Annotated in this window: 13 protein-coding genes and 1 tRNA gene; 9 read left to right on the top strand and 5 right to left on the bottom strand. The window is 55.8% G+C overall.

Annotated elements, in window-relative coordinates; all coding sequences use genetic code 11:
* The first annotated feature begins 30 nt into the window (after window positions 1-30).
* Both pgsA and PspCFBP13509_RS28975 read left to right on the top strand, forming a co-directional pair.
* Window positions 31-591, top strand: a complete 561-nt coding sequence (gene pgsA, locus PspCFBP13509_RS28970) for a CDP-diacylglycerol--glycerol-3-phosphate 3-phosphatidyltransferase (protein ID WP_027603207.1) — start codon at window positions 31-33, stop codon at window positions 589-591.
* Window positions 592-651: 60 nt separating this feature from the next.
* Window positions 652-727: transfer RNA gene (locus PspCFBP13509_RS28975), tRNA-Gly, on the top strand.
* A 177-nt stretch (window positions 728-904) separates the two neighbouring features.
* On the opposite strand, the gene PspCFBP13509_RS28980 is transcribed toward PspCFBP13509_RS28975, so the two are convergent.
* From PspCFBP13509_RS28980 to fabI, 5 genes are all read right to left on the bottom strand, one after another.
* A complete protein-coding gene (locus tag PspCFBP13509_RS28980) occupies window positions 905-2,263 on the bottom strand; it encodes a hypothetical protein (RefSeq protein ID WP_242001109.1) in 1,359 nt (452 codons plus the stop codon).
* On the bottom strand, window positions 2,260-8,568 hold the full coding sequence (locus tag PspCFBP13509_RS28985) for an AAA domain-containing protein (protein WP_137213032.1): 6,309 nt from the start codon (window positions 8,566-8,568) through the stop codon (window positions 2,260-2,262). Before PspCFBP13509_RS28985 ends, PspCFBP13509_RS28980 begins: the two co-directional genes overlap by 4 nt.
* Window positions 8,569-8,582: 14 nt before the next feature.
* Window positions 8,583-9,227, bottom strand: coding sequence for a 4Fe-4S single cluster domain-containing protein (locus tag PspCFBP13509_RS28990; protein ID WP_137213033.1), 645 nt, complete (start codon window positions 9,225-9,227; stop codon window positions 8,583-8,585).
* Window positions 9,228-9,229: 2 nt separating this feature from the next.
* Window positions 9,230-11,062 (bottom strand): AAA family ATPase, encoded by a 1,833-nt coding sequence (locus PspCFBP13509_RS28995; protein ID WP_137213034.1) that lies wholly within the window; start codon window positions 11,060-11,062, stop codon window positions 9,230-9,232.
* 199 nt (window positions 11,063-11,261) lie between these two features.
* Window positions 11,262-12,056, bottom strand: coding sequence for an enoyl-ACP reductase FabI (gene fabI / locus PspCFBP13509_RS29000; protein ID WP_065926218.1), 795 nt, complete (start codon window positions 12,054-12,056; stop codon window positions 11,262-11,264).
* A gap of 899 nt (window positions 12,057-12,955) precedes the next feature.
* Here fabI and PspCFBP13509_RS29005 point away from each other — a divergent pair.
* From PspCFBP13509_RS29005 to PspCFBP13509_RS29035, 7 genes are read left to right on the top strand one after another with little or no spacing between them, the layout of a single operon-like run.
* Window positions 12,956-14,044 (top strand): acyl-CoA dehydrogenase family protein, encoded by a 1,089-nt coding sequence (locus tag PspCFBP13509_RS29005; protein ID WP_137213035.1) that lies wholly within the window; start codon window positions 12,956-12,958, stop codon window positions 14,042-14,044.
* A complete protein-coding gene (locus PspCFBP13509_RS29010; RefSeq protein WP_065926216.1) occupies window positions 14,041-16,626 on the top strand; it encodes an aminotransferase class III-fold pyridoxal phosphate-dependent enzyme in 2,586 nt (861 codons plus the stop codon). The genes PspCFBP13509_RS29005 and PspCFBP13509_RS29010 overlap by 4 nt, the downstream gene beginning before the upstream one ends.
* Window positions 16,627-16,683: 57 nt before the next feature.
* Window positions 16,684-18,135: a DUF2156 domain-containing protein gene (locus tag PspCFBP13509_RS29015; RefSeq protein ID WP_083221186.1), complete on the top strand. Its 1,452-nt coding sequence runs from the start codon at window positions 16,684-16,686 to the stop codon at window positions 18,133-18,135.
* A gap of 10 nt (window positions 18,136-18,145) precedes the next feature.
* Complete coding sequence (locus PspCFBP13509_RS29020; protein ID WP_065926214.1) at window positions 18,146-19,459, top strand: NAD(P)/FAD-dependent oxidoreductase; 1,314 nt, start codon at window positions 18,146-18,148, stop codon at window positions 19,457-19,459.
* A 40-nt stretch (window positions 19,460-19,499) separates the two neighbouring features.
* A complete protein-coding gene (locus PspCFBP13509_RS29025; protein ID WP_137213036.1) occupies window positions 19,500-21,173 on the top strand; it encodes a choline/carnitine O-acyltransferase in 1,674 nt (557 codons plus the stop codon).
* 16 nt (window positions 21,174-21,189) lie between these two features.
* The gene (locus PspCFBP13509_RS29030) at window positions 21,190-21,975 is read left to right on the top strand and encodes an SDR family NAD(P)-dependent oxidoreductase (RefSeq protein ID WP_137213037.1); all 786 of its coding nucleotides are present in this window, start codon (window positions 21,190-21,192) and stop codon (window positions 21,973-21,975) included.
* Between the two features lie 19 nt (window positions 21,976-21,994).
* Window positions 21,995-23,020, top strand: coding sequence for a 2Fe-2S iron-sulfur cluster binding domain-containing protein (locus PspCFBP13509_RS29035; protein ID WP_083221185.1), 1,026 nt, complete (start codon window positions 21,995-21,997; stop codon window positions 23,018-23,020).
* Window positions 23,021-23,039 lie beyond the last annotated feature (19 nt).

Genomic DNA, 23,039 nt, shown 5'->3' on the forward strand with positions numbered 1-23,039 from the left:
TGCCTTTCCACCTCGTAGCCAGTTGTGCCGATGAATATCCCTAATCTGATCACCGTTCTACGCGTCCTGCTCATCCCAATTTTCATTTTGTTGTTCTATTTGCCGTACGAATGGAGTTATCTGGCTTCCAGTTCAGTGTTTGCCTTTGCCGCCGCCACCGACTGGCTCGACGGCTACCTGGCGCGTCGCCTGGAACAGAGCACGCCCTTCGGCGCGTTCCTCGACCCGGTGGCCGACAAGCTCATGGTGGCCGTCGCTTTGGTCCTGCTGGTGCAGGAACACGGCAACCTGTGGCTGACCCTGCCGGCAGCGGTCATCATCGGCCGCGAAATCGTCGTCTCGGCCCTGCGCGAATGGATGGCTGAAATCGGCGCCCGCGCCCACGTGGCCGTGTCCAACATGGGCAAATGGAAAACCGCCGCGCAAATGCTCGCGCTGGTTATCCTGCTGGCCAACCCGTCGGACTTCTCGTTCTGGGTCCTCACGGGTTATGCCTTGCTGCTGATCGCAGCGGGCCTGACCCTGTGGTCGATGCTCCAATATCTGCGCGCCGCCTGGCCGCATCTGCGCACCACCGTTGAAAAGAAATAAAACTTTTTTGAATCAAGGGGTTGACGGGTGCTGAGGATTCTATAGAATGCGCATCACCAAGCGGGAATAGCTCAGTTGGTAGAGCACGACCTTGCCAAGGTCGGGGTCGCGAGTTCGAGTCTCGTTTCCCGCTCCAAGATTCAGAAAAAGCCACTCAAATGAGTGGCTTTTTTTGTGCCTGAGAAATACCCGCACTCATTTCGATAGGATGCTTTTGGCCAAAAACGGACCCTGTCTTGGACGTTCAGTTTCCAAGAAGGACACCCTCAAGCGCTGGAGTTCGATTGAGGTCAAGGCGCCTGTAGTTAGCGGTTCATTTATGAAGTGTCTTTTGCTGAGCAGTAATTGTTTCTACGCTCGGCTCGGAAATATTCGTTTCTTTAAGTGGGACTTCGCCTACCGAAAGCGCACGCTCGATGAGTAACTCGCTGCCTTTGTCTTTCAATAAGTCCTGCAGTCGCTGGAATTCGCCGCACCAGATGGTTTCAATGTCGCGATCCCGTGTCCTATCGCGATCGCTGCTGAGGGCTACAGAGCGAACCTGCAGGCGGCCATTGTCGGCTTTTCCACCCACTTCCACTCCATAACCGGGGGTAGCGGCTTTGCGCAGTACGACCTTGCCGGTTTCTGCCCAGGCAGTCGCCATGCCTTCGCGCACTTCGTAGCCGAGGCTGGCCAAGCCGCTGAGCACGGCTTCGCGGCGGGCGAGGGCGGCCTGGTCCTGTAAGTGGGAAGCGATAAGCGCTTTACACTGCTCGATCAATCCGGTGGTTATCGAAAGCTCGGTGTCGGTTGTAAAAGCGCCAATATGATCGAGCAGGGTCGCGTGTTCGATGCCTGTGTAGGTTTTGACTTCGCTGGCCAGATCCTGAAGTTGTTCGAGACACTCGCGTTGGCGTCGGAAGTTTCGGGTGGACGCGGCGAGGTCGAGTACTAGGCTGTCAAGCAGCAGGTTGCGTCGCTTAGCATCGGTTTGCGTTTCAGCTCTTTCCAGTGCCAAGAGGAACGTCGCGGCACATTCAGCGCCTTGCAACAGTTGCAGCTCCACGATGTGGCGGTCAATGCGTAGCAGCCGTGCGTCGCGCGTTGCATCCGGTTCCCGGGCCGCAATCCATTCGCGCAGGGAAACCTCGGGTTCGTCGACCTTGAGTTGCTGCGCCAGGGCGCGTTGGGTATCGCTCAGAGTTGGCTCCTCGCTTGCCTTGCTCAAGTGGGCGAAACCCTCGGCTAGCAGACGTTCGGCATCTTCCCGACTGGCACCGCTGGCCAGTCGTAAGAGAGACTCCAGCAAGGCCTTATCGACGTTTTCGGGGTTGGCTTGCAAAGCGTCAAGCAGGGTTTTTGCGTTTTCCTGGACGCGTCGGTCGCGTTGGCGTCGCTCGGCGGCACGAATTATCGCGCGTTCTTCGCGGTCCTCCAGGTCACGGCGCAGGTGCTCGATTTCCACTGGTACGGCCTTCTGCAGTTCCGCCAATCGGTCTTCTGCCAGCAGAGTGCGAAGGCGAGTGTGTCGCTCCAGGAAGGCGGAGCGCTCCTGTTCACTAAGTTCGCCAAGCCTTGTGGCCTGTATCTGCCAGCGGTCCACGGCGCGTTCCAGGCGTTGCATGTGGCCCTCACAAATGGCGATGATTTCTTCGCGGGTAACAATGCGAACGACCTTGGGACCACTCATTGGCAGATTTCCGTATCAACTGAAGTAGGGCTGGGTTGCAGCGGCTGCTCGACTTGCATGGCGTGTTCGATTGCTTCACGCAGTCGTGAGCGTTCGCTGTCGCCGCTGTGATACCAGGCTTGCGACGACACACGATGGATGTGCGGGATGGCGCGGTGCAGCACGGACGGGCGCCAAATTTCCCGGGCGCGGGCACGTTCCAGCAGGTTGTGGCAAGGCGCATCGCACTCGATGCCTATTGCGTACAGGCCCGTGCCTGGATTCTCGATGGCGAAATCGAGACCGAAAGCGTCGCCTTCACTGGCGGGAGCGGCCCGCCATCCCAAGGAGAGAATGAACTCACCGACCAGCCTGACAAACCCATCACTTTGCTGACCTTGCTCACGATGCTGGCTGCTGCGGTCGGTCTGCAGGCGCTCCAGCAACTTGGTGCTGTAGCTGAACTCGCCCGAGGAAAGGGCGCGAGCATATTCCAGATAGCCTTGCAGATAGTCTCGCGGGCTGTTGGGAGCACGGTGCGTGTTGAGCATGTCGGAGATATCGGCGATTGGCATCGACGTGATCATCACCACCTTGCGACGCGCGCGGGTCACCGCCACGTTCAGGCGTCGTTCGCCCCCCGTCTGCCCCAGTACGCCGAAGCTACGGCGGAATGTGCCTTGGCTGTTGCGCCCAAAGGTGGAGGAGAAGACGATGATGTCGCGTTCATCCCCCTGCACGTTCTCCACGTTCTTGACGAACACCGACATGTCCTCGCCGTCTTCGCTGCGCTCGCGCTCCTGGGCGTAGGCGGCGCGGAACAGTTCATCCTGCTCTGCACGCTGCTCCAAGTGCTCCTCGATGAGGTCAGCCTGCTTGCGGTTGAAGGTGACGACACCCACCGAAGGGCGCTGGTCGTAGGGCTTCTGCCACAGTTCGCTCAGGTACTCGACGACTCGTTCGGCTTCCTGGGCGTTACTCTGGTTCTGATACAGCCCGCCGACCTGGATCAGCTCCAGCGGCTTAATGCGTTGGATGTTCGCCTGCGGGTGACGGACCGGAACGTTCAGGCGATTGCCATAGAACGAAGCGTTGGAAAAGCCGATCAGTTCACGGTAGGCCGAACGGTAGTGGATCTGCAATGTGGTGCTGGGCAGGGCGTTGCGCGCCAGCTGCAGCAGGTCGGGGCAATCCTTGATCTCACGACGGTTCCAAGTGTCTTCGAACGCTTCGCGCTGTTCCTCATCCGCGTCGTCCTCAGGTTCGTCGCCGTCAAACACTTCGGCTTCGTCGCTTTCGATGCGACTGGAAAAGAATGCCGTCGGCGGCATTTGCTTTTCATCGCCGCTGACAACAGTGACCTGACCGCGGAACAGGGTCGGCAGGGCGAACTCAACCGGCATCTGCGAGGCTTCGTCATAGATGACAGTATCGAACAGGCCTGCCTTGAGCGGCAGTACACGACTGGCGACGTCCGGGTTCATCAGCCACACCGGACGCAGGCTCATCAAACCGAGGTTACTACCCAGTTCGATGAATTCACGCAGGCGCCGCGAGCGTTTGCCAGTCAGGCGGGTAACATCCTCCCATTGTTTGCGATTGCCCAGGTTATCGAGGTTGATGCCTTTGGCCAGCAGCTCACGATTGAGCCGCCGCATCTGTGCGTCGGCTTGCGCGAGGCTGCCGACTTTGGCGCGGGCTTCGTCCTGGCTGAGCAGCAGTTCGGGATTGGTTTGCTCTACGCGGTGTTTCCAGCCCAGTCGGGCTTCGCGGTTGAGCAGGCGCCGCACTTCGGCTTCAAGTTGCTCGGGCGCAATGTTGTCCAACTGTTCCTGGCGTTGGCGCAGCAATGCGAGCAGCTCCAGGTCGGCTGCTGTCAACTGAGCGGCGCGCCCGCGGAATGCCTGGTAGGCGGCCAGGAAGGGCAGCGCTTCATGCAGCCGATCAAGAGACAGTTGATTGCTCAGATTGTGCTCGATGGCGTGCTGCAGTTGCTGCACCAGTTCTTCGCCCAGCCAGTCGCCGAGTATCTTGAGTTGCTCGAGGCTGGATTGGCGAACGCCATGGCGCATCAGCGAAGCATCGAGATCGCTGAGCAGCGCCTCGAGATGTTGTTTGTCGCCGGCGAGGGCGGCCTCGTCGGCCTGCCGAGCGCGAGGCGATTGCGCCAGCGCCATGGCCAGCGCCTGGATTTCCAGCAGGTGGCGGATGTCGCTCTTCACGAAGCTGATCAATTCCAGGCAGGCTTGCTGACTCACAGCTTCCAGTTCCAACGCCTGATGCAGCGTACTCAACTCGGCGCGCAATGGTCGCCACTGGCTTTCAAGGCGGATGGCTGCCTGTAGGGTTGGTAGTGCTTCAATAACACGGCTTTCCCCCTGGCCCTGAACGAAGTTGCGCAGTCGGTTGCGCCGCAACAGATGCATCGGGTTGATGTTCGCCAACCAGGACCGGGCTGCCATGACCTTGGTGCAGTCTTGATCCAGATGCCTGAGGGCCTTGTTTTCGAGCAGGCAGAGGGCCGGTGACAAGGCGGGGGCGTAGTGGTCCTGATCCAGTTGGCCGAGTTGCTGGTCCAGTTGCTGTAGTTCACCGAGAATCGACTCTCCCCGTGGAGGTTGGCCCGCTTCGCGGCTGCGGAAAAGCGGTAGCCACCGCGCAAGGCGCAGACGTTGCTCTTGCTTCAGGTCGAGCAGGGCTGCGACATGGGCCGCTATCCAGTTACGGTACGGCACCGGGTCGTCGATTTCGAAGCTGGCCGGGTGTGCTTGCAGCGTGGCCTGACGGTTGTGTTCGGCTTGGGTGAAGCTGTGCAGATTGTCGGTGAAAGCCTGCAAGGTCGCCCGGTCGGCGGCGAACGACTGCAACTGGGCCAATGGACTGCCTTCGTAGCGCGCGGGCAACCACAGGCGAATCAGAGGGGCGCAGCTTTCCTCCAAACGGGTCAGGCTAGCGAGGTCCAGGGAGGCCAGGCGTTGGCGCAGGGCCGGAAACTCGAGCGGGGCCGGGCCGGATTCCAATTCAATCAACTCGCCGAGCAGCCTGCGATAACTGAGGCCGGTATTCTCATCCAGGCGATGCAGACTCTGGTGGAAGCGGTCGAGCTCGCCCTCCAGGGCCTCGATGCGGGCCGCGACCTGTTCGCGCTGGCGCTGCCAGCCCTGCGCCTGGCTGCCGTTCGTGAACAGGCTTTCCAGTTGTTCGCGAATATTGCGGATGACGGGCTCGCGGTCGCGGTTGACGTCATTGAGCATGACGACGCGTTGACCAAGGCCTTCGGCAACCAGGCGTTTGTACACCACCTCAAGCGCCGCATGCTTCTGGCAGACGATAAGCAAGCTGCGCTGGCGGCCGATGGCGTCGGCGACCATGTTGACGATGGTCTGGCTCTTGCCGGTTCCAGGCGGCCCCTCGACCAGCAGTCCCGGGCTTTGTCGGGCCTGGATCACGGCCGCTTCCTGGGAGGGGTCGCTGGCCACGGTGAAATAGCGTTGCAGCTCGCCTGGAGGTGTCTCGTGCGTGGTTTCATCGGCGGTCTTGAGGCGCAACGCCGTTTCCAGGCCGGTACCGGCGGGCGACAGGGTTTTCAGTTGGCGCAGGTCTTCACCGATGGCTTGCCCCATGAAGGTCACGTGAAACAGCACCGCCGCGCAGTCCAGCTCGTCTTGGTAGGGCGCGATCTCCACGCTGCTGGCGGGCAGGTTGCCAAGGGCGCGTGAGCGAATGGTGGCGAGCATGCCGAAGGCGTCCATCACATCCGTCGCACGAATTGACGAGCGGCCCAGCAGTTCATCGACGGTCTTGCGCCAACGTTTGCAGGTTTCGGCGCCGAGCACGCTTTCCAACGCGGGGTTGAGCCGCACTTCCTCGCGCTCACTGTCAAACGCCAAGGCGGCGTGACCACGAGAACCCAGTTCCAGCAGCAGCTTCACTGGCCATAGCAGCAGCGGGATAATCCGTGTGCGCGTGGTGCCGCGAGGGTCGCGATTGAGCAGGAAAGGGAAGCCCAGGTACAGGCCGTCGATGCCGGTGTCGCGTTTGTACAGCGCGCTTTGCCGGTACAGGGCATGCAGGCGCGATTCCAGCTGGCCGTTGAGCTGAAAACTCTCTGGGTCGAGGCTCACTGCCCGGGCATTACGTTGCAGCAGGTGATCTAGCAAAGCCCCGGCCGGACTGCGCTCGCTGTTCAGTTCACTGATGTCGACCCGTGCGGTGGTCTTGCCGATGCTCATACGCACCAGTGGCCCGCGCATCACTGCGGTCACCACCTTCTTCTCGAAGAAGTCGAGGATCTGTGAGACGTACTGCTGTTTCTGTGGTTCCAGCCAATGACTGGACGGGATGGCCAGCAACACCAGTGCCTGGGCCAACGGCATACGTCGCTCCAGGCGGAACTGCTCGGCCCACTCGTCCACTGCCGGCACGCCACACCGGGCAAAGCCTTGGATGCGTTCATCGACACTGCGGTACAGCTCAAGTCGCGAATGCAACAGCAGTTGGGTTGCCGCTTCGGAGTCGAACCAACCGACATCGGCAGCCCTGGCCAGCTCGGCGGCGGCCTCTACGATTGAGGCCCCCGAACGGAACTGACTGATCGCCGCGCTGAGCAGCACGATCAGGTCCTCTTCGGCGATCACCCGGCGCTCCGACAGAGAGCTCAGTCCCGGATGGTCGGTGTCTGGAAACAGGCGTTGGCGCTCTTGCCATTGCGTGGACAGCTTGGCTCGCGAGGTCGATAGCAGGAATATCCGCAGTTGCTCTTCGACCAACTCGATGTGTTGGTGCAGGGCACGCTGACGCACGTTTTCGGCGCGGGATTTGAGACGCGACAGCCAGTTGTCGGTCTGCAATTGCTCAAGCAGGTCCGGGACCGACCCGCTGATCAGACGATAGCCTTCCAGTGGGTGCTCCAGTAGCCATCCTGGTGTGACGATGTCGCCACGATGAATCAACGGGATTTCCGGATTGAGGATTCTCAGCGCCAGCATTAGACGGAAATCGTCCTCAATCCCTTCGTGCTGAACGACCTGACGCAAGCCGGCGACTAGAGAGGGGGCGAGACTGACCTGCTCGGCCCAGGTCACGATCACACCGCGCAGCAAATGGTCCAGAGCCTGTTGCCAGTTATCCGCCTGGGCTGCCCCCAGGGCGAATACGCCGGGCTTGTGGAAGCGGCGCTCGCCCAGCAGCAGGGTCGCACCTTCACCTTCGTCCGTTTGCTGGACGGAAGAGGCCGGAGCCTCGACCGTAATACCGTTGAGCCAGCCTTCGACCTGTGGCCATTGCCAGCGTTGATGACGGTCGCGCGCCAACAGACCTCGCAGCAGCAGGTGCAGGCGCGGGTCGAGGTCGTCGGGGATCGGTACTCCGTTGGCCAGCACGTGAATAAGAAATGCATTGGCATTGATGCCGTCGAAGCAGGCGCCCTGGGTCAGTTGCTCAAGCAGGATCATGCCCAGGCTCCACCAGTCCGAGGCAGCCGCAACGCCGCCTGCGATGGCTTCGGGCGCCATATAGCGGCTGGTTTCCAGTGGCGATACGATGTCCAGGTCGAACTCGGACAGGCGTGCCGAGCCGAAGCCGCTGATGACCAGGTCCAGCGGTTCGCGGGAACGTACCAGCAGGCTGGCTGGGCGCAGGTCACGATGGCGCAGGCCAGCCTCGTTGAAAGCGTGCAGCGCCAGGCCCAGTTCGTTGACCACATGGTGCACGCTGTCGCTGTCGCGGATCACGCTGCCAAGTTCTGCCAGGCTCCCGCCGGTGAGTTCTTCAATGACCTCATAGGCACGGTCATCCCAGCGGCCAGTGGCAATGATTTCGGGGACGTGCTCGCGTGGCAGTCGGCGGATCACATCATAGATCGCCGGGTCCGGTTCGGCGCCGGGTCGATACAGGGTCAGGACCGCCTGTTGTGCGGTTTCCTCGTGCTCGGCGAGGTATCGTTCTCGCACACCGTCGGTGCTGCTGATCTGACGGATCAGGCGCCAGCCATCGATCAGGGTCTGGGTGGGGGGCTCTGGTTTGCTGCTGTCTGGCTGGACGTCGTAGGACGTTGCTTGCGCAGGTGAGCTCCCACACTCAAGGCACATCAGGTCGCCATCGACCATCGGGTGACCATTTTTGCAGAGCAGATCAGGGGCATTCCCCTGAGTCGGGCTGACCTGCGGGAGGGGCTCCTCAGTGAAGACGGCTTGCGGCCGCCAGCCGGCGGCACGAATGGGTTCGCCAGCGAGGTCCCAGCCGCAGGGTTGTTCCTGAATGAGCCCTTCGCAGAACATTTCTTGGAGGGCGCGCTCGGTTTTGCAGTTAGGGCAGAAACGTATCATGGGGTGTGCTCCACTCAGCGGCGTCGCGACGCGTGTGCGCTGATCTGTAAATGATGGCCTTGTTCATGCAGCAGATCGCGTAAGCGCAATAGATCGTCACGTCGTGGGATGCCGGCCATCCAGACGCTGCCACTTTCGTCAAACATCAGGTCGAGCGCCTTGTCGGTGGGTTCGAGCGGTCGTTCGTAATGACCCAGGCGTGCCCGGCCCAGTGGCGTGAGCAGGCTCAGGCGTTGATTGTCACTGCCGCGCAAAGCCATGGTCTGACTGAGTGCTTCGATATAGGGGTCGCTAATCAAGGCATCTATCAAGCCCTTGGTCTGGAGCAACGGCTCTTTGAGTTGCTCCAGGGAGTAGCCACTGTAGACCAGGATGTCGAGCTCGCTGAGTCGACGCAGGCCTTTGAGCAGCGATCGCAGGGCGTCGAACTGGTCGAACGGTTCCCCTCCGGAAATGGTGATTCCTTCGGCCTCGTGCAGCCAGGGGGGTATCTGTTCAAGCAGTTGCTCAAGCGACAAGCGTCGGTGCCCGGGGGCCCAAGTATCGGCAGAGATGCAGCCTGGACAGCGGATGCTGCAGCCCTGGAACCAGATACCAATACGCCGCCCCGGGCCGAGGGTAGTGACCGGAAAATGCATGCGCGACAGGCTAAGGTCCATGTTCAGCGACGTTCCATCTTCAGTCCGGAGATGTCCAACTCGGTGATCGTGAAGTGCTCGCCCGGTTGCGCGTCCTGATCGAACAGTGCCCGCGACAGGGGATTGAGCAGGCGTGCCTCTAACTGGTTGCGGATGCCCCGGCCACCGTTGGACAGGTCCTGCAGACAGAGGTTGTGCAGTGTCTGGCGTGCCTGGGGGGCCAATTCAATAAACAGGTCATGTCCCTGCAGGTCGTCGAAGGTGGCGTTGACCATTTGTTCGAAGATCTGCACTGCAACGCCTTCGCGAATGAAGTCGAAAACGATGATGTTCTCGCCGATTCGATTGAGGATTTCCGGCCGGTTGAGCACGAGTTTGAAATATCGGTCGATCTCGCTGTGCACCTTGTCCTGGACTTGCTCGAAGGCTTCGCCCGGCAGGACGTTGGCAACGCGTTCGCCATTGTCACCCTGGCGATAGATCCCCAGGTTGGAAGTGAACACGATCAGGGCCTCCGAAAAGTACACCCGATCACCGCGGCCTGAAGTCAGCACTCCGTCGTCGAGGATCTGCAGAAACTTGTCGAGAATCCGTGGGTGGGCTTTTTCGATTTCATCGAATAACACCACGCTGAACGGTTTCTCGCGGATAGCATTGGTCAGCTCACCGCCGACGTCATAGCCGACGTAGCCGGGCGGTGCGCCGATAAGGCGTTGATCGGCATGCTCGGCGCTGAATTCCGACATGTCGAAGCGGATATATGCACTTTCGTCGCCGAACAGCAGGCTGGTAATCGTTTTGGCGAGTTCGGTCTTGCCCACGCCGGTCGGCCCCGCGAGAAAGGCTACGCCCCGTGGACGGTTGCCCTTGCGACTGGCGCCGACGCCTGTCATCGCACGCTTGACGATGTCGAGCATGTGCGTCACGGCATGCTCCTGGCCTTTGACCCGCTGGTGGACGAGCGCGTCCGCATGCCGGATACGCTGACGGTCGATCTTCAGCCACGGGTCCTCGGTGACACCGATCTTGTAGCGGCGCACCGCATCGGCAATCTGCTCCATGGCTACCCCCTCGACCCGCGCCAGTTGCGCAATGGCGCTGAGATCGAGCAGCAGCAATCCCTCGGTGTTCTGGACGAAGGCTTCCACAGCCTGACGCATGACCACTTCGCTGGCGCCCTGGCTGCCACTGAGCCCTTTGAGCAACGCCGGTGCCAATGCACGGCGGGACAATTGATCGGGCTTGGACACGGGAATGTGGCGCAAGCGCGGGTTGTCGACCAGCAACCAGTCGGGCAAATCACCTTCTTTTTCCACCAGCCATAGCAGGGTATTGAAAAACGGTTTGCGCAGCTCTGTGGCCGGACGGCTGCGAGCCTGATGGGATTGCACCAGGGCCTGGGTGAAGAGCTGGTGTTCAGCGGCGCTGAGGGAGTCGTTGCGAACCACCAGGCGTGAGGCAAAATCGATGATCAACGCGATAGGTTCGCCAGCACGACCGACCAGTCGTGGCAGGGTGGCGCCCAGCAGATCGATACCTGCGGGTGCTGCGCCATTTATTGGAGTCAGGCCAAGTTCCTGAAGCAACGTCTGGCCGGCTTCAGGGGCGCAGCCGGGTTTGTCGACTACCCGAAAACCGGACACGGGATCCCAAGCGATGACCTGGGCGTAGCCAGCATCGAGTAGGGCATTAGAGAGGGTTTGGTTGAAGCTCTGCGCTGTCACCGTGCCGGGCGTCACTTCACTGGCCTGCAGGTCCCGGATGTTACCGGACAGGACGAATTGGCTCTTCAGCGGCAAGAAGCGGAGAAGATCTCGTAGCCAACGTGGGCTTTCAAATATGGCAATCCCTGACATGTTTCAGCTCGTAACGTTGGGGCGGTACGAGCAGGGTATTGCTCAATGCGCCCATTTGCCAGTGCGCTGCTACGAAAAGTTGTTTTGAGAGAGTGCTTCTGAGGGGGAGGGTTATCAGGTGGCGGCCTATTGGCCGCCCCTGATCCGAAAGTGCAGAAGCGTTGAGTCTTAATAACAAGCTCACGCAACCTATGAAGCCTCAATCTTCAATGTTGCCCATTGCTGTAGTATTGAAGCCGCCATCGACATACAGTATTTCGCCGCTAATTCCGGACGCCAGCTCCGAACACAAGAATGCGCCAGCGTTGCCAACTTCTTCGATAGTAACGTTGCGGCGCAGTGGAGTCTGCGCCTCGTTAGCCGCGAGCATCTTGCGGAAGTTCTTGATACCTGATGCGGCCAGCGTGCGTATCGGGCCAGCCGAGACGGCATTGACGCGAGTGCCTTGCGGGCCTAGTGAGCCGGCAAGATAACGTACACTGGCTTCGAGAGAGGCTTTTGCCATGCCCATGACGTTATAGTTAGGCATGGTGCGTTCCGCGCCCAGGTACGAAAGTGTCAAAAGGCTGCCATTACGGCCTGCCATCATTTTGCGCCCTGCCTTGGCCAGCGCGACGAAGCTATAAGCGCTGATATCGTGGGCAATCCGAAAACCTTCACGGGTGGTCGATTCGGTGAAGTCGCCCTCAAGTTGGTCACTGGGGGCGAAGCCGACAGAGTGCACAATGCAGTCTAGGCTGTCCCAATGAGCGCCCAAGGCTTGAAACACCTGTGCGATTTCCTCGTCGCTCGCAACATCACAAGGAAAGCACAACTCTGGCTTTGAGCCCCAACTCGCCGCAAAATCTTCCACTCGAGCCTTAAGTTTTTCATTTTGGTAGGTAAACGCAAGCTCTGCACCTTCCCGATGCATGGCTGCTGCGATGCCGGAGGCAATAGACAATTTGCTGGCTACACCTACGATCAATACGCGCTTACCGGTGAGGAAACCCATGTGTTGCTCCTTTCAAGCTGATAGTCAGTGTCCGTGGCAATTGCGCCGGACGGTCACTGTTTCCTTAGAGGGGGGAGCCAATACCTTTTTCTCCCCCTTATGATCCTGTCGATATCCGTCAATTAGCGGCTAGCGAGCTCGAATTCTACACCGAACTATAAGCGGTATGCTTGTTTGGAGGTGTAAATTGAGAAACTTCGCTTCGATACGTGAGCCTGTGATACTTGGTAGCAATCTGGCCGAAGACTGTAGGGGATCGGAGTTCGCTGAGATAGTGAGCGCTCACCAGTTAGTACGTATGTGCCAACTCCCATGCTTAAAAGGCAGCGATCGAGTGATGCCTGTTAAGTTCGGGATTGGATAGAACAGTATACTTTTTGAAAGCGGGAACTTGTTTTTTGGTTTTCAACTTGTTAAGGTGCGTCCCGAGTTTTACCTGCAAGAGGAAAGCTCGCAAGGAAGAAAAAAGTAAAGCACGGAGTGGCTTATGAAAATTGCTGAAAAAACCTCTTATTCAAAAGCTTTGAGCTTTCTGGCTTTAAGCTTTTCGCTCTATCCTGCCGTCTCCTGTTTTAACTATTTATTGATGTGCCACTGATTTCAGAATTCCTGAACTTTTCTTGAAGGGCGCGTTGCTTCGTCTAAGATTTGGTCGCGACTTAACATTAATCATACTTGTGCACATTAAGCATAGGCAAACGCAGGGTCGCTCATAGAATGCCTGCCTGCATCATTTATGTGCTCTGAATTTTTATTATTTAATGGCGTTGGAATGTCCATTGCTATGGAGTGCTCAGTGCAGGCGAATAAGCTGCCGGCTATAGGCAGCCGCGTTGCGCGTGTAATTGCGCGTCACGCTAATCTGTTATTAAGAAACGAAAAATAAGGATGTTACCGCGATGTCAATTCATGAAGTGCTGCGCTCTGGCCTGGATCAGGCAAACTGTTTTTTGGAGCTAACAGAGGGTCGGTCACTGCTTGAGTTGGAGCAGTTGTCACCGCAAGAAGTTAAAGACATGCTCTCCAAAACTAAGCTGCCTGCTTTAATTATTCCGAAAGCGTACGGTGGGCTCCAGCTGCCGCTGAAAGAAGCGCTTGAAGCGGTTGGGTTAGTTGCTGCGGTATGTCCTTCGGCGGCTCTGATGCTTTGTATGCACTATCATGTTGTATCGACCATCGCAATGTATCCCTCCGCGTTTCCGTTTGCGGACATGTTGCTCAACGATATTTCGCTGAACGGTAAGTTGATGGCATCCGCGTTTGCCGAAAGCTCGGGAAATCAAGATATTTTCCACACCAGCGTCGCCGCGAGCGTAAATGAAGAGGGCGTTATTAAAATTACAGGCAGTAAAAAGCCTTGTACGATGAGTAACGTTGCTGACTATTACGCAGTGTCAATCGTTACTGCAGAAGGCTTGCCGGGCATTGCAATTTTGTCCAATGGCGATGCGGGACTTGAACGTAAAGACTTTTGGCCCGGCGATATCCTGCTAGCAACAGACAGCCATGAAGTAATATTTGACGACGTAACAGTTAAGAATGGTTGGGTTGTTTGGGCGGAAAACGAATCGTTCGAGCTCTATCTCAATACCGGTTTGATTAGCTTTAATCTATTCATATGTGCCGCTTACACTGGTGCCTGCCAAGCACTCTCCGAGCGCCTCAGTCCTGGCGCAATGGCGAGCCCATCGATTTTCATTCCTATCAAAGGCGGGCTTGCCCAGTGCCGTTATAGCGTAATGGGAATCGCAGAAAACGTGATGCCGGATAATATTGCATGGCTTGTGCCTGAGGTGTTGGCGTTGCGTTACCAAATCCAGCGCACACTGAAAGAAATCAAAATATGTATCTTTGAAAATTTCGGTGCACAACGCTACCTCTCCGATAACCAGGCACATTATCTTGCTAAGGCTGTCGACTTACTTGCATTCCATCCTGTGACGCGCTTTGGATTCGAACAGCAGATGAGCCAAGGTTGTGCACTGTGAATCTCCAACCCTACCGTCAGTCGATGCTCAAAAAATTCAAGCTCGATTTGGATATCGTACGAAGCAAAGGCTGCTATCACTACGATGCTCAGGGTAAAAAAATATTAGATGGCGTCGCGCAATATGGCGCTTTGCCGTTTGGGCATAACTCCAGCGAGTTGAACGCGATCGCGATTGACTATTTGCAACGTGAGTGCCCGAACTTTATTCAGCCCTTTGTCGCTGCAAGCACCCAGCAATTGGCTGATCGCTTGATCCAGGTCGCAGGCGCCAATTACGAGCAGGTCGTGTTCACTAACACGGGTACAGAAACAGTCGAGGCTGCCCTGAAGTTAAGTCGCCTGAAAACTGGCAGAAGGGCAGTGCTGTCTGCAAAAAACTCGTTCCATGGTAAAACGTATGCTGCACTGTCTGCGACGGGCAGCAAGCGCTATAGCAACCCCGACATTGTCGATGGCGAAAACTACAGTAAAGTGCAGTACAACGATTTAGCAGCGCTGCAGGCGGCTCTGGAAACCAGACGATTTTCTGCTTTTATTGTAGAGCCCATTCAAGGTGAGGGGGGCATGACTCCCGCCGAGACCAACTACCTGGTAGAGGCACAGAGATTGTGCCGAGTTTATGGAACGCTACTGGTATTGGATGAAATTCAGACCGGTCTTGGGCGTTCTGGGGCCGTTTTTGCTGCCCACCGCTTTGGGGTTGAGCCTGACCTCATCCTGCTCTCTAAAGCCCTGGGGGGAGGCATTATCCCCATCGGCGCCATGATCATTAAGCGTGGTGTCTATAGTGCAGAATTCGACAGCAAACATAGCTCTACATTCGCCAACGGCGGTTTGGCATGTGCTGTTGGGCTCGCTGTCATCAATTCATTGATGTGCGAGCAAAGCGCGCTGTTAGAGCATGTCAGGGAATGCGAGGCGATCATCAGCCAGCGACTCGCGTTACTGGCGGATAAATACACCAGCTTTACTTACAGTGGCCTTGGGCTTATGTACGCATTGCATTTTAGTGATCCGGCGACCCAAGGTAACTATATCGTCAGTTATGCGCAGAAAAGCGATTTAATGTCGCTACTGATCTGTGGCTATCTTGTGCACGTTAAAGGCATCTTTTGCATGCCGCTGTTGAATGACGCCGAGCGTGGGAGTATCCGTTTTCAGCCAGCGCTCACTATTAGCAAGTCAGAGTTGAAGCGATTCCTCGGCGCCTTCGAGGAGGTGTGCGAGATTCTGCAAAACAAGCGTTACGACAAGCTAATGGGTTTCCTGGTGGGGTATGTGCCCGCAGCCAGCGATGCGCCAGTGAAAGGTAATGCCAAGAAAAAACCTCGGCCCCGGCCACTGTCGCCACAGCCGGTGAAGGGTGACCATGTGCAGTTCGCATTTCTCCTGCACTCCACGAGTGCCGAGGATATCTGCAGAGGCTTGCCGGAAGCCGTTATTGAATACTTCACCGAAGCGCAGAAGCTTGCGTTGGCGCACTGGTTTTTCTCGTTCGGGCAGATAGAAAACAGTCCTGAAGTTGTATTTGAATTCTCAATGGCAAGCCCTCATGGCCGGGTAGTCAATGGCGCAATGATTTACAGCCCCATCAGTCCGCAAGCGATGCTTAAGCTGAGTCGCGCCGATAAGGCCGATTTGTTGAAAAAGTATCTGCAGAAAGCCCAAGATGTCGGCGCCGTTGTGGTGGGTTTAGGCGCTTATACTTCGGTTATTTCAAAAGGCGGTCTGGACATTGCTGATGCCCCTTTCCGTTTGACCACTGGTAACAGCCTTACAGCTATATCCAGTTGCAACTTGATCCGTGAAGTATTCGGCCCATCGGCTTTGCGCAAGCGCCTGATGATATTCGGTGCTCGGGGGTCTGTAGGTCGTGTCGCACTCATGGATCTATGCCAGTTTTTTGGAAAGATAGACATCGTTGGCAGCATGAGTTCTACGGTCGAGGAGCAGTACATCAATTTGCGTGGTGCGCTGATCGAGGTGCTCCTGCGAGTCGAGTGTCTCAGCGATGAATCCGCCGCCGGGAAGTTCTGGGGCGTTTGCAGGAATCTCGATCTCGAACAGGCGTTGCTTCACTGCCCGGCCGAGCAGGTGCCTGTATTAATGCAATCGATCATGGATGCCGGTACGGCCAGTGGCGTGCAATTCTTCGAGGTCCATATTGGGCTGGAGCACACCGTAATCGCCCAGGACATTGATTGCGTGTACTCGGCTACCAGCGAAGGCAAACCTTTCATCGCCGCCGACGTTTTTCCGAAGACCTGTAAGATTTTCGACGTGGCCCGCCCCTTCGATGTGCTGCGTGAGGGAGGGGCTCGGGAGGTGTACGAGGGAGGATTGGTTACCTTGCCCGATGCACAAGCGATGTTGAGTGACTGCAACATCATCGGCTGTGAGCCTGGGGTGAGTCTGGCATGCCTCTCGGAAACCATATTGCTCAGCATGGAAAATGTAAGTTCCAGTTATAGCATTGGTAAAGAAATTGCCTATGACGAAGCCAAGGAGGTGGGTGAGTTGGCTGCTCGCCATGGATTCAGTCATTACATTGATCGTAAAAAAGATCGCTTGCCAGCTTGACATGGGCCACTGCGCAGCATCTTCGATGAGCCGTCGTTCAGTCTCCAGGGGTACTAAATGGATGTAGTAAATAGTTTTGAAAGTCCGAACACACGGGCAATGGCGCGTGTTGAGTACGGGTTTCTATTGCTCGCGAGCGTCTTGATCACTTTGTACCACTGGGCGGACGTTCGAGTTATTCCGCTGATTATCCTGTTCTCGTATATCGATATTATCGGTTACTTCCCGGGTGCAATTGCGTACAGGCGTTACCAAGGCAAGGTGCCCGACATCTACTATGTTCTGTATAACGGCGCGCATAATTTTTTCACGGCAGCGATAGTTGCCGCGCTGTGGTGCTATTTTGTAGAGGTAGAATGGGCGCTGATGGGGATTCTCATTCATCTATTTGGTGATCGCAGTCTATTCGGAAATGGCTTCAAATCCAGAGCGATGTCGTTCGAGCCACGCATACACCCGCTCTACGCGAAGTTTCAAGCGTTGATGGCACATGAAAGAAAGCTTAACGGTACGGTGGTGGATAGCGCGCGAAAATTTCTCTGGGCTGAGCGGTTTGGGAATCACCCGTCGCTATTCCTGACCCTCAACAGTGGTATCTCGACGTTTACTGTCGAAGGGCTGGCCGGATACCTGCCTTTTCAGGACGATGGTAAGTGCCTGTTCATCCTCACCGGTGTTATTAGCTCTGCGGATAATCGGGAGCCGCTGCTGAAGGCATTCATCAGCCACGCGGTGGAGCATGGCCGGGAATTGTCTTGTGTGCAACTGCGTCGTGATCAAGCCGATCTGTTCGAAAGGCTAGGTTTTCATGTCAACCAGATGGGCTGCTCCTACACACTGGATCTGGAGCGTTTTTCGATGGCGGGTAGCCCCTTCATGAGCTTGCGAAACAAGATCAAGCGAGCCGAAAAGGCAGGGGTCATTGTCAAGGAGTTGGGGGTTGACCTACCTAACGGACCGGACCAACAGCGCATGCTTTCGTCCATTACCGAGGAGTGGTTGAAGGCCAAAGGAAGCAAAAAACTGCTGTCGTTCATGGTCGGCGACCTGGGTGCAAGCGGGCTGGACAAAGAGCGAATTTTCGTCGCCGTACTGCACGACAAGATTGTCGGCTTCATTAGTTACGTGCCAGCCTTTGGCGAATACAACGGGTGGATGCATGACCTGACGCGCCGCGTGTCCAAGTTGCCTCCTGGCACAATGGAATTGGTCAATGTCGAGGCGATCAAGCGCTTCAAGCAAGAGGGCGAGAAGTACCTGAATTTTGGGCTGACTCCCTTCTATGGTGTGACGGATGAATTTGATACGTATTCCTCGCGCAGCCGTCTGTTGAGATGGATATTGGGCGCGTTGGAAAAGCAGGGACAGCGCATCTATCCCGCAGCCAGTCAGGTGGCTTACAAGTTGAAGTGGCAGCCAATGTCAGTGACACCTGAGTACTTCGCCACCTATGGAAAGTTCCGTGTTGGAATTCTGCTTCGGTTGATGAAGTTAACTAACGCTATCTAGGTGTATTGAAATGGACTTCACATCAAACCTCGTATGGAGTCGTACGGGGGCCGAGATTTCCTTGCCATCACTGTGCGCGGACGCAGAGTGCGATCATCTGATTATTGGTGCGGGGTTGGCAGGGTTGTCTGCGGCTTACCACATATTGAAAAAGTTTGGGTCGCGCCGCAAAGTCATCGTGGTCGATGCCCATCCTCTAGGCAGTGGAGCCAGTGGCCGAAACTCAGGGATGATAGGGCCAGGTATTGGCAAGCAATATCACCTTTTGGTGAAACAGTATGGTGACGTCAAGGCTCGTCAGATTTTCGTCCACACCCTGGACGCACTTAACTACAGCACGCAGTTGATTCGCGACGAAAAGCTGGGTTGTGATTTGTTGATGGGTAGCCAGTTCAAAGTGTCCACCAACGCGGCCAATGATAGACAACTCCAGTTGGAGGGCGACGCGTTGATTGCAGCGGGTTTTGACGTAGAGACCTACGATCGCAAGGCTATCAAAGGGATTGTCGATAGCCCGGGTTACCTGTCGGGGCTCGAGTATAAAAATACAGCGACCATTGACCCTGTGAAGCTCGTAGTGTCTTTGGCCAAGAAAATCCTGGCCATGGGTGGAGAGATTTACGTCAACACTCGGTGTGCCGAGCCTCAGGAACATTTCGTTGAGGCGAATGGGCATTCCCTGCGCTTTTCGAGGGCGTTGTTGGCGACGAACGGTTTTACCCCCTCGTTGAATCGGTTGCGCGGACGAGTGATGCCCATATCGACTTCGCTGATGCTTTCTGCGCCGTTACTGCCTGGTCAAATGGCACAACTTGGGTTACAGCCGAACAACGCGATCATCGATGTACGAAGAATCTTTAATTACTTGCGCATCACGCCTGATCATCGTTTGTTGTTCGGCGGAGGGGAGCCATTTTATTCCACAGATTCTGTATGGAAGCGGCAACGCGATGGAGAACCGGAGTCCTACAAGGTCTATGCAGGCCTGAGCGAAGGGCTGAGCAAGTTTCTACCTCAACTGGCTGATATCAGTATTGAAAAAGTCTGGAGCGGAACCATTGGCGTCACGCTAGATAACTATCCCGTCGTTACCCGTGGACAATCGTCGGTCGACAGTTTTGTGGGGTGCTGCGGGCACGGCTTGGCCTTGTCGTTGGCCAATGGCGCGTCCTATGCAAACTGGCTGGAAGCATTTTCTTGTTCACCCGACTTGCCCTGGTATCGCAGCAGCGCCCCTTATTTGGCACCGCCGGCGTTATTACCATTGGCCTCTAGCTCATACATCAAGTTCTTGCGTTTGGCGGATGGCCTGAGTAGCACTTGAGTCGTGGGAGGAATAATTAAATGCCAGGAGGGCAGAAACAGTGGATTATAAAAAACGCTCGCCCGCACTAAGTATTCGCGGGTTGTATTGCGCTCTATTTGAACATATTCAAAGTATTCAAGGGTTCGGCAGAGCGCGTGCGCACTTTGTATCCAGCCTGTTTCTTTTATCCGTTAGTTTTTTCCATGGGGTCGACGTATTGCGTCGATGGATGGGCGGCTACCAGAGCAGTTACAAGGACAGTACCGCGCATTTCTACCTGACGTGTCGTGGAGGCTTGCCGTTTTATAATAATTTCCCGCTGGTCTTTTCAATGGGTCAGGAGCATGAGGCAGACGTCGAGCGTTTTACCCGTCTGATTTCTGCTATTCATCAAGCCTGCTTGGCGAGCGACGACGTTGCCCGGGCTTTTCGTATTTGGCGTTCACCAAGGGCTTTTTGCGACGCACTGGTCTGCCCTGACACTTACCCCTATTTCGCCATTTTGCACGCTGGCGCTCTATTCAAGGTGCCAGTGGATGCCTGCCTGGATCTTGGACATCTTCGAACGATATTGATCGACATCATCTTTAAACCGAACCCTGAAGACGTCCATGGCGCAACCCTGACTTTGTCGGAGTGTGCGTCCTATCGTCGTCATGGGTGGTCTACCATTTCGGTGCGTCTACAGGCTGATCCGGTGGCGGGTGAAGGGCTAAGGGTGTTGCGCCAGTGCAGTTTCCTGCTTTGTATTGATCCGGCGGGGAGTAATGACAGCGCTTCGGGGCGTCTTGTCAATCTAGATAATCGGTTTGCCGACAAGGCATTGCAGGTGTGCGCGCGCCTTGGCAGCAATGAAGTGCTCGTGCTCTGCGAGCATGCAAGCCTTACTGGCGCTCAAGCGGCATCAATAGTCTCGACAGTCCAGCAGAATCAGAATGCTCCGTCGCAGCTCCCGGCCGTCTTGATTCAGGAAGAGGTGGCTCGCTATGACAACGCTGTTGCGCAGGCACAGTTGGGGTGTGTAAAGGTGGCTTCGATCAAGTCTTATCTAGACAACCAACTGCGAAGCGTTGAGCACCGTGTGCTTTGTATAAAGGATCTGGACCTGAGCGCGGTTAGGCGGCGGCGTATCTCGTTAGACATGTTGGTGCAGCTGGCCATTTATGAAGCTTATAGAGAAACGACCGGGTCGCCACCGACCCTGTTCGAACCTGTTGCACTGGACCATTTGCCTGGCCGTGCACTTGATTTCATCAATCCGGTAAGTGCCGCCTTCAAACGTTATAAGTCAGCGGCAAGTTCACAACAGAAAGTCGACGTGCTCGTGCAAGCGACGCAAGCGCATAAACGAGCCATATCGCACTCCAAGCAAGGCTTGGGATTGCTTTCCCATCTCTTGCAGATCAGTTACTTGCGCTGGGCCGGTGGAGCGACCAATGCGATCGTCCAGCGGGTGATGAAGTATTCAGTGCTGGCTGGTCTACCGGCATTTCGCTTTATCTATGACAGAACCATTATGGCGTCCAACGGAGGCAGCCAAAACGCATTGCTGCAGTTTGGAACGCTTTGCCATGTACCTGGAATGTTAGGCGTTGGTTATCTGATTAAGGAAGACTCGGTGAGTTTGGATCTTCTGCTAAACAGCTTATTGCACCCGCCTGTATCGCTAGATCGGTTTTCCGCATGCCTGGCATACCAATTGAAAAGCAGCATTGCTGTCGCGCAATCTTAATAAATAGGCTTGGTTTATGAAAGAAGGGAAATATGCTGTCGTTACCGGAGCATCCTCCGGTATTGGCTACGCGCTTAGCCAGGAGGCGGCGAGCAGTGGTTATAATCTGATCATGGTTGCCAATCATAAAGAGCGACTAAACTATGCTGCGGAGCGTCTTGCTGCGAACTATAAAGTGACGGTTAAGTGTTTGAGTTTTGATTTATCGAATGCTGATGAGTTAAGCCAGCTGATAGAGCACCTTTCGCCATATCTTGAAGTGATAGAAGTGTTTATCAATAATGCCGGTGTCGGTCGCGGAGGCAGTTTTTTGGACACCGATGTGGTCGATCATAGTGCGCTTATTGAAACTAATGTCCGCGCACTTACGGTATTGAGCCATTTTATCGCACAACATTTTGTACGCCAGGGTAAAGGCTACTTGCTAAATGTCGCATCTTTAGCTGCATTTCAGCCCGGACCTTATTATGCAAACTATTACGCCTCAAAAGCCTATGTCTTGCACTTCACTGAAGCATTGGCGGTGGAACTGCGCAGGAAGGGCGTGAGATGTGCAGCGTTGTGCCCAGGTACGACTCAGACGGCATTTCATCTAAGAGCCGGGTCGGTGGATACAGGCCTCGCTAAGGGGTTGTTCGGTATTGTCATGAGCCCGGAAGAAGTGGCGAGGATCGGTTTCAAAGGCCTGTTAAGTAACCGTGTGGTCATTGTCCCCGGGCTGGTGAATAAGTTGGCTATGCAGTCGGTTCGTATCAGCCCTCGTTGGCTGGCTCGGCAAATCACCGCGATGATCAATCAGTAACTCGTAATAGGTAGGCCCAATGCTTTCCTTTTTTAAGAAAAAACCTCCCTTTGTTGGTCAGGTCGGCAGTACGCCATGTCAGTTGCACCGGAAAAATACGATCTTGGATAGTCTTCTGGAGCAAGGTCTTGACGTGCCGTATTCCTGTCAAGTTGGCGCATGCCAGAAATGTCTTGTGAAAGTAGCGCATGGACAGGCTAGATCGCTGATTGATTTAAGCCACTGCCTGACACCCTCTCAGATTGCACAAGGGTATGTCTTGGCCTGCCAAGCTGTACCGCAAAGTGACGTCCATCTGGATTTTCTGCATAAGCTCAGTGACACGACAAATCTGCTGTCGGCACGTATTGAACATATTGAGCCGATGAACGAATACATCTCCCGAGTGACATTATCCAGCCTTTGTGTCGCTCAGGTAGGGCAGAGCGTTATGCTGACTATACCGGGGGCAACTGACGGTCGAAGTTATTCTATTGTCAGTACAAGTCCGGGAAGATTGGCTGTAGATGTAGCACGAAGAGAAAGCGGTTTTTATTCGCAGTGGCTATCTGATAACGCTCACATCCATCACGACTTGAACGTCAGCGCCGCATTTGGGCAATTTGGAGCTTCTCTAGACGACTGGCCTAAAGAAACCGATCGTTGTGTTGCAGTCGCGGGTGGTTCAGCGTTGGGTATGGTGCTGGGAGTGCTTGAGGGGCGGTTGAGAAAGTATCCCAAGGCCTCCGTGCTATTAATGCATGCAGTGCGCTATTCCTCTCACTGTTATGACGGAAGGCGCCTTGAGGCGATGAAGAAAAAATACCCGGCCTTTGATTATCGTGTGGCGGTTTCAAGAGAATCCAGTTCCAGCAGTGCTACGAACGGTGAGCGTGTGCCTGCAATATTGCATGAGATGTTTCGGGCAACGGAAGGCGATCGGTTAAAAGGAACGGAACGTTTCCTGATGTGTGGCTCTCAATCCCTGGTCAATGCCTGCCTGGACGTATTGAAGATGCATACCGTGAAAAACCATCAGTGGGAAATTGAGTCGTTCGGCAAATAATTGAACTGGGTAGGTGATA

Source organism: Pseudomonas sp. CFBP13509 (assembly GCF_005233485.1).
Taxonomy (GTDB): domain Bacteria; phylum Pseudomonadota; class Gammaproteobacteria; order Pseudomonadales; family Pseudomonadaceae; genus Aquipseudomonas; species Aquipseudomonas marginalis.

What these genes read in the sequence shown, in the direction of transcription:
- pgsA (WP_027603207.1), top strand. Translation starts at nt 31, where the DNA reads ATGAATATCCCTAATCTGATCACCGTTCTACGCGTCCTGCTCATCCCA.
- PspCFBP13509_RS29015 (WP_083221186.1), top strand. Translation starts at nt 16,684, where the DNA reads ATGGATGTAGTAAATAGTTTTGAAAGTCCGAACACACGGGCAATGGCG.
- PspCFBP13509_RS29030 (WP_137213037.1), top strand. Translation starts at nt 21,190, where the DNA reads ATGAAAGAAGGGAAATATGCTGTCGTTACCGGAGCATCCTCCGGTATT.
- PspCFBP13509_RS28990 (WP_137213033.1), bottom strand. Translation starts at nt 9,227, where the DNA reads ATGGACCTTAGCCTGTCGCGCATGCATTTTCCGGTCACTACCCTCGGC.
- PspCFBP13509_RS29035 (WP_083221185.1), top strand. Translation starts at nt 21,995, where the DNA reads ATGCTTTCCTTTTTTAAGAAAAAACCTCCCTTTGTTGGTCAGGTCGGC.
- fabI (WP_065926218.1), bottom strand. Translation starts at nt 12,056, where the DNA reads ATGGGTTTCCTCACCGGTAAGCGCGTATTGATCGTAGGTGTAGCCAGC.
- PspCFBP13509_RS28995 (WP_137213034.1), bottom strand. Translation starts at nt 11,062, where the DNA reads ATGTCAGGGATTGCCATATTTGAAAGCCCACGTTGGCTACGAGATCTT.
- PspCFBP13509_RS28985 (WP_137213032.1), bottom strand. Translation starts at nt 8,568, where the DNA reads ATGATACGTTTCTGCCCTAACTGCAAAACCGAGCGCGCCCTCCAAGAA.
- PspCFBP13509_RS29020 (WP_065926214.1), top strand. Translation starts at nt 18,146, where the DNA reads ATGGACTTCACATCAAACCTCGTATGGAGTCGTACGGGGGCCGAGATT.
- PspCFBP13509_RS29005 (WP_137213035.1), top strand. Translation starts at nt 12,956, where the DNA reads ATGTCAATTCATGAAGTGCTGCGCTCTGGCCTGGATCAGGCAAACTGT.
- PspCFBP13509_RS28980 (WP_242001109.1), bottom strand. Translation starts at nt 2,263, where the DNA reads ATGAGTGGTCCCAAGGTCGTTCGCATTGTTACCCGCGAAGAAATCATC.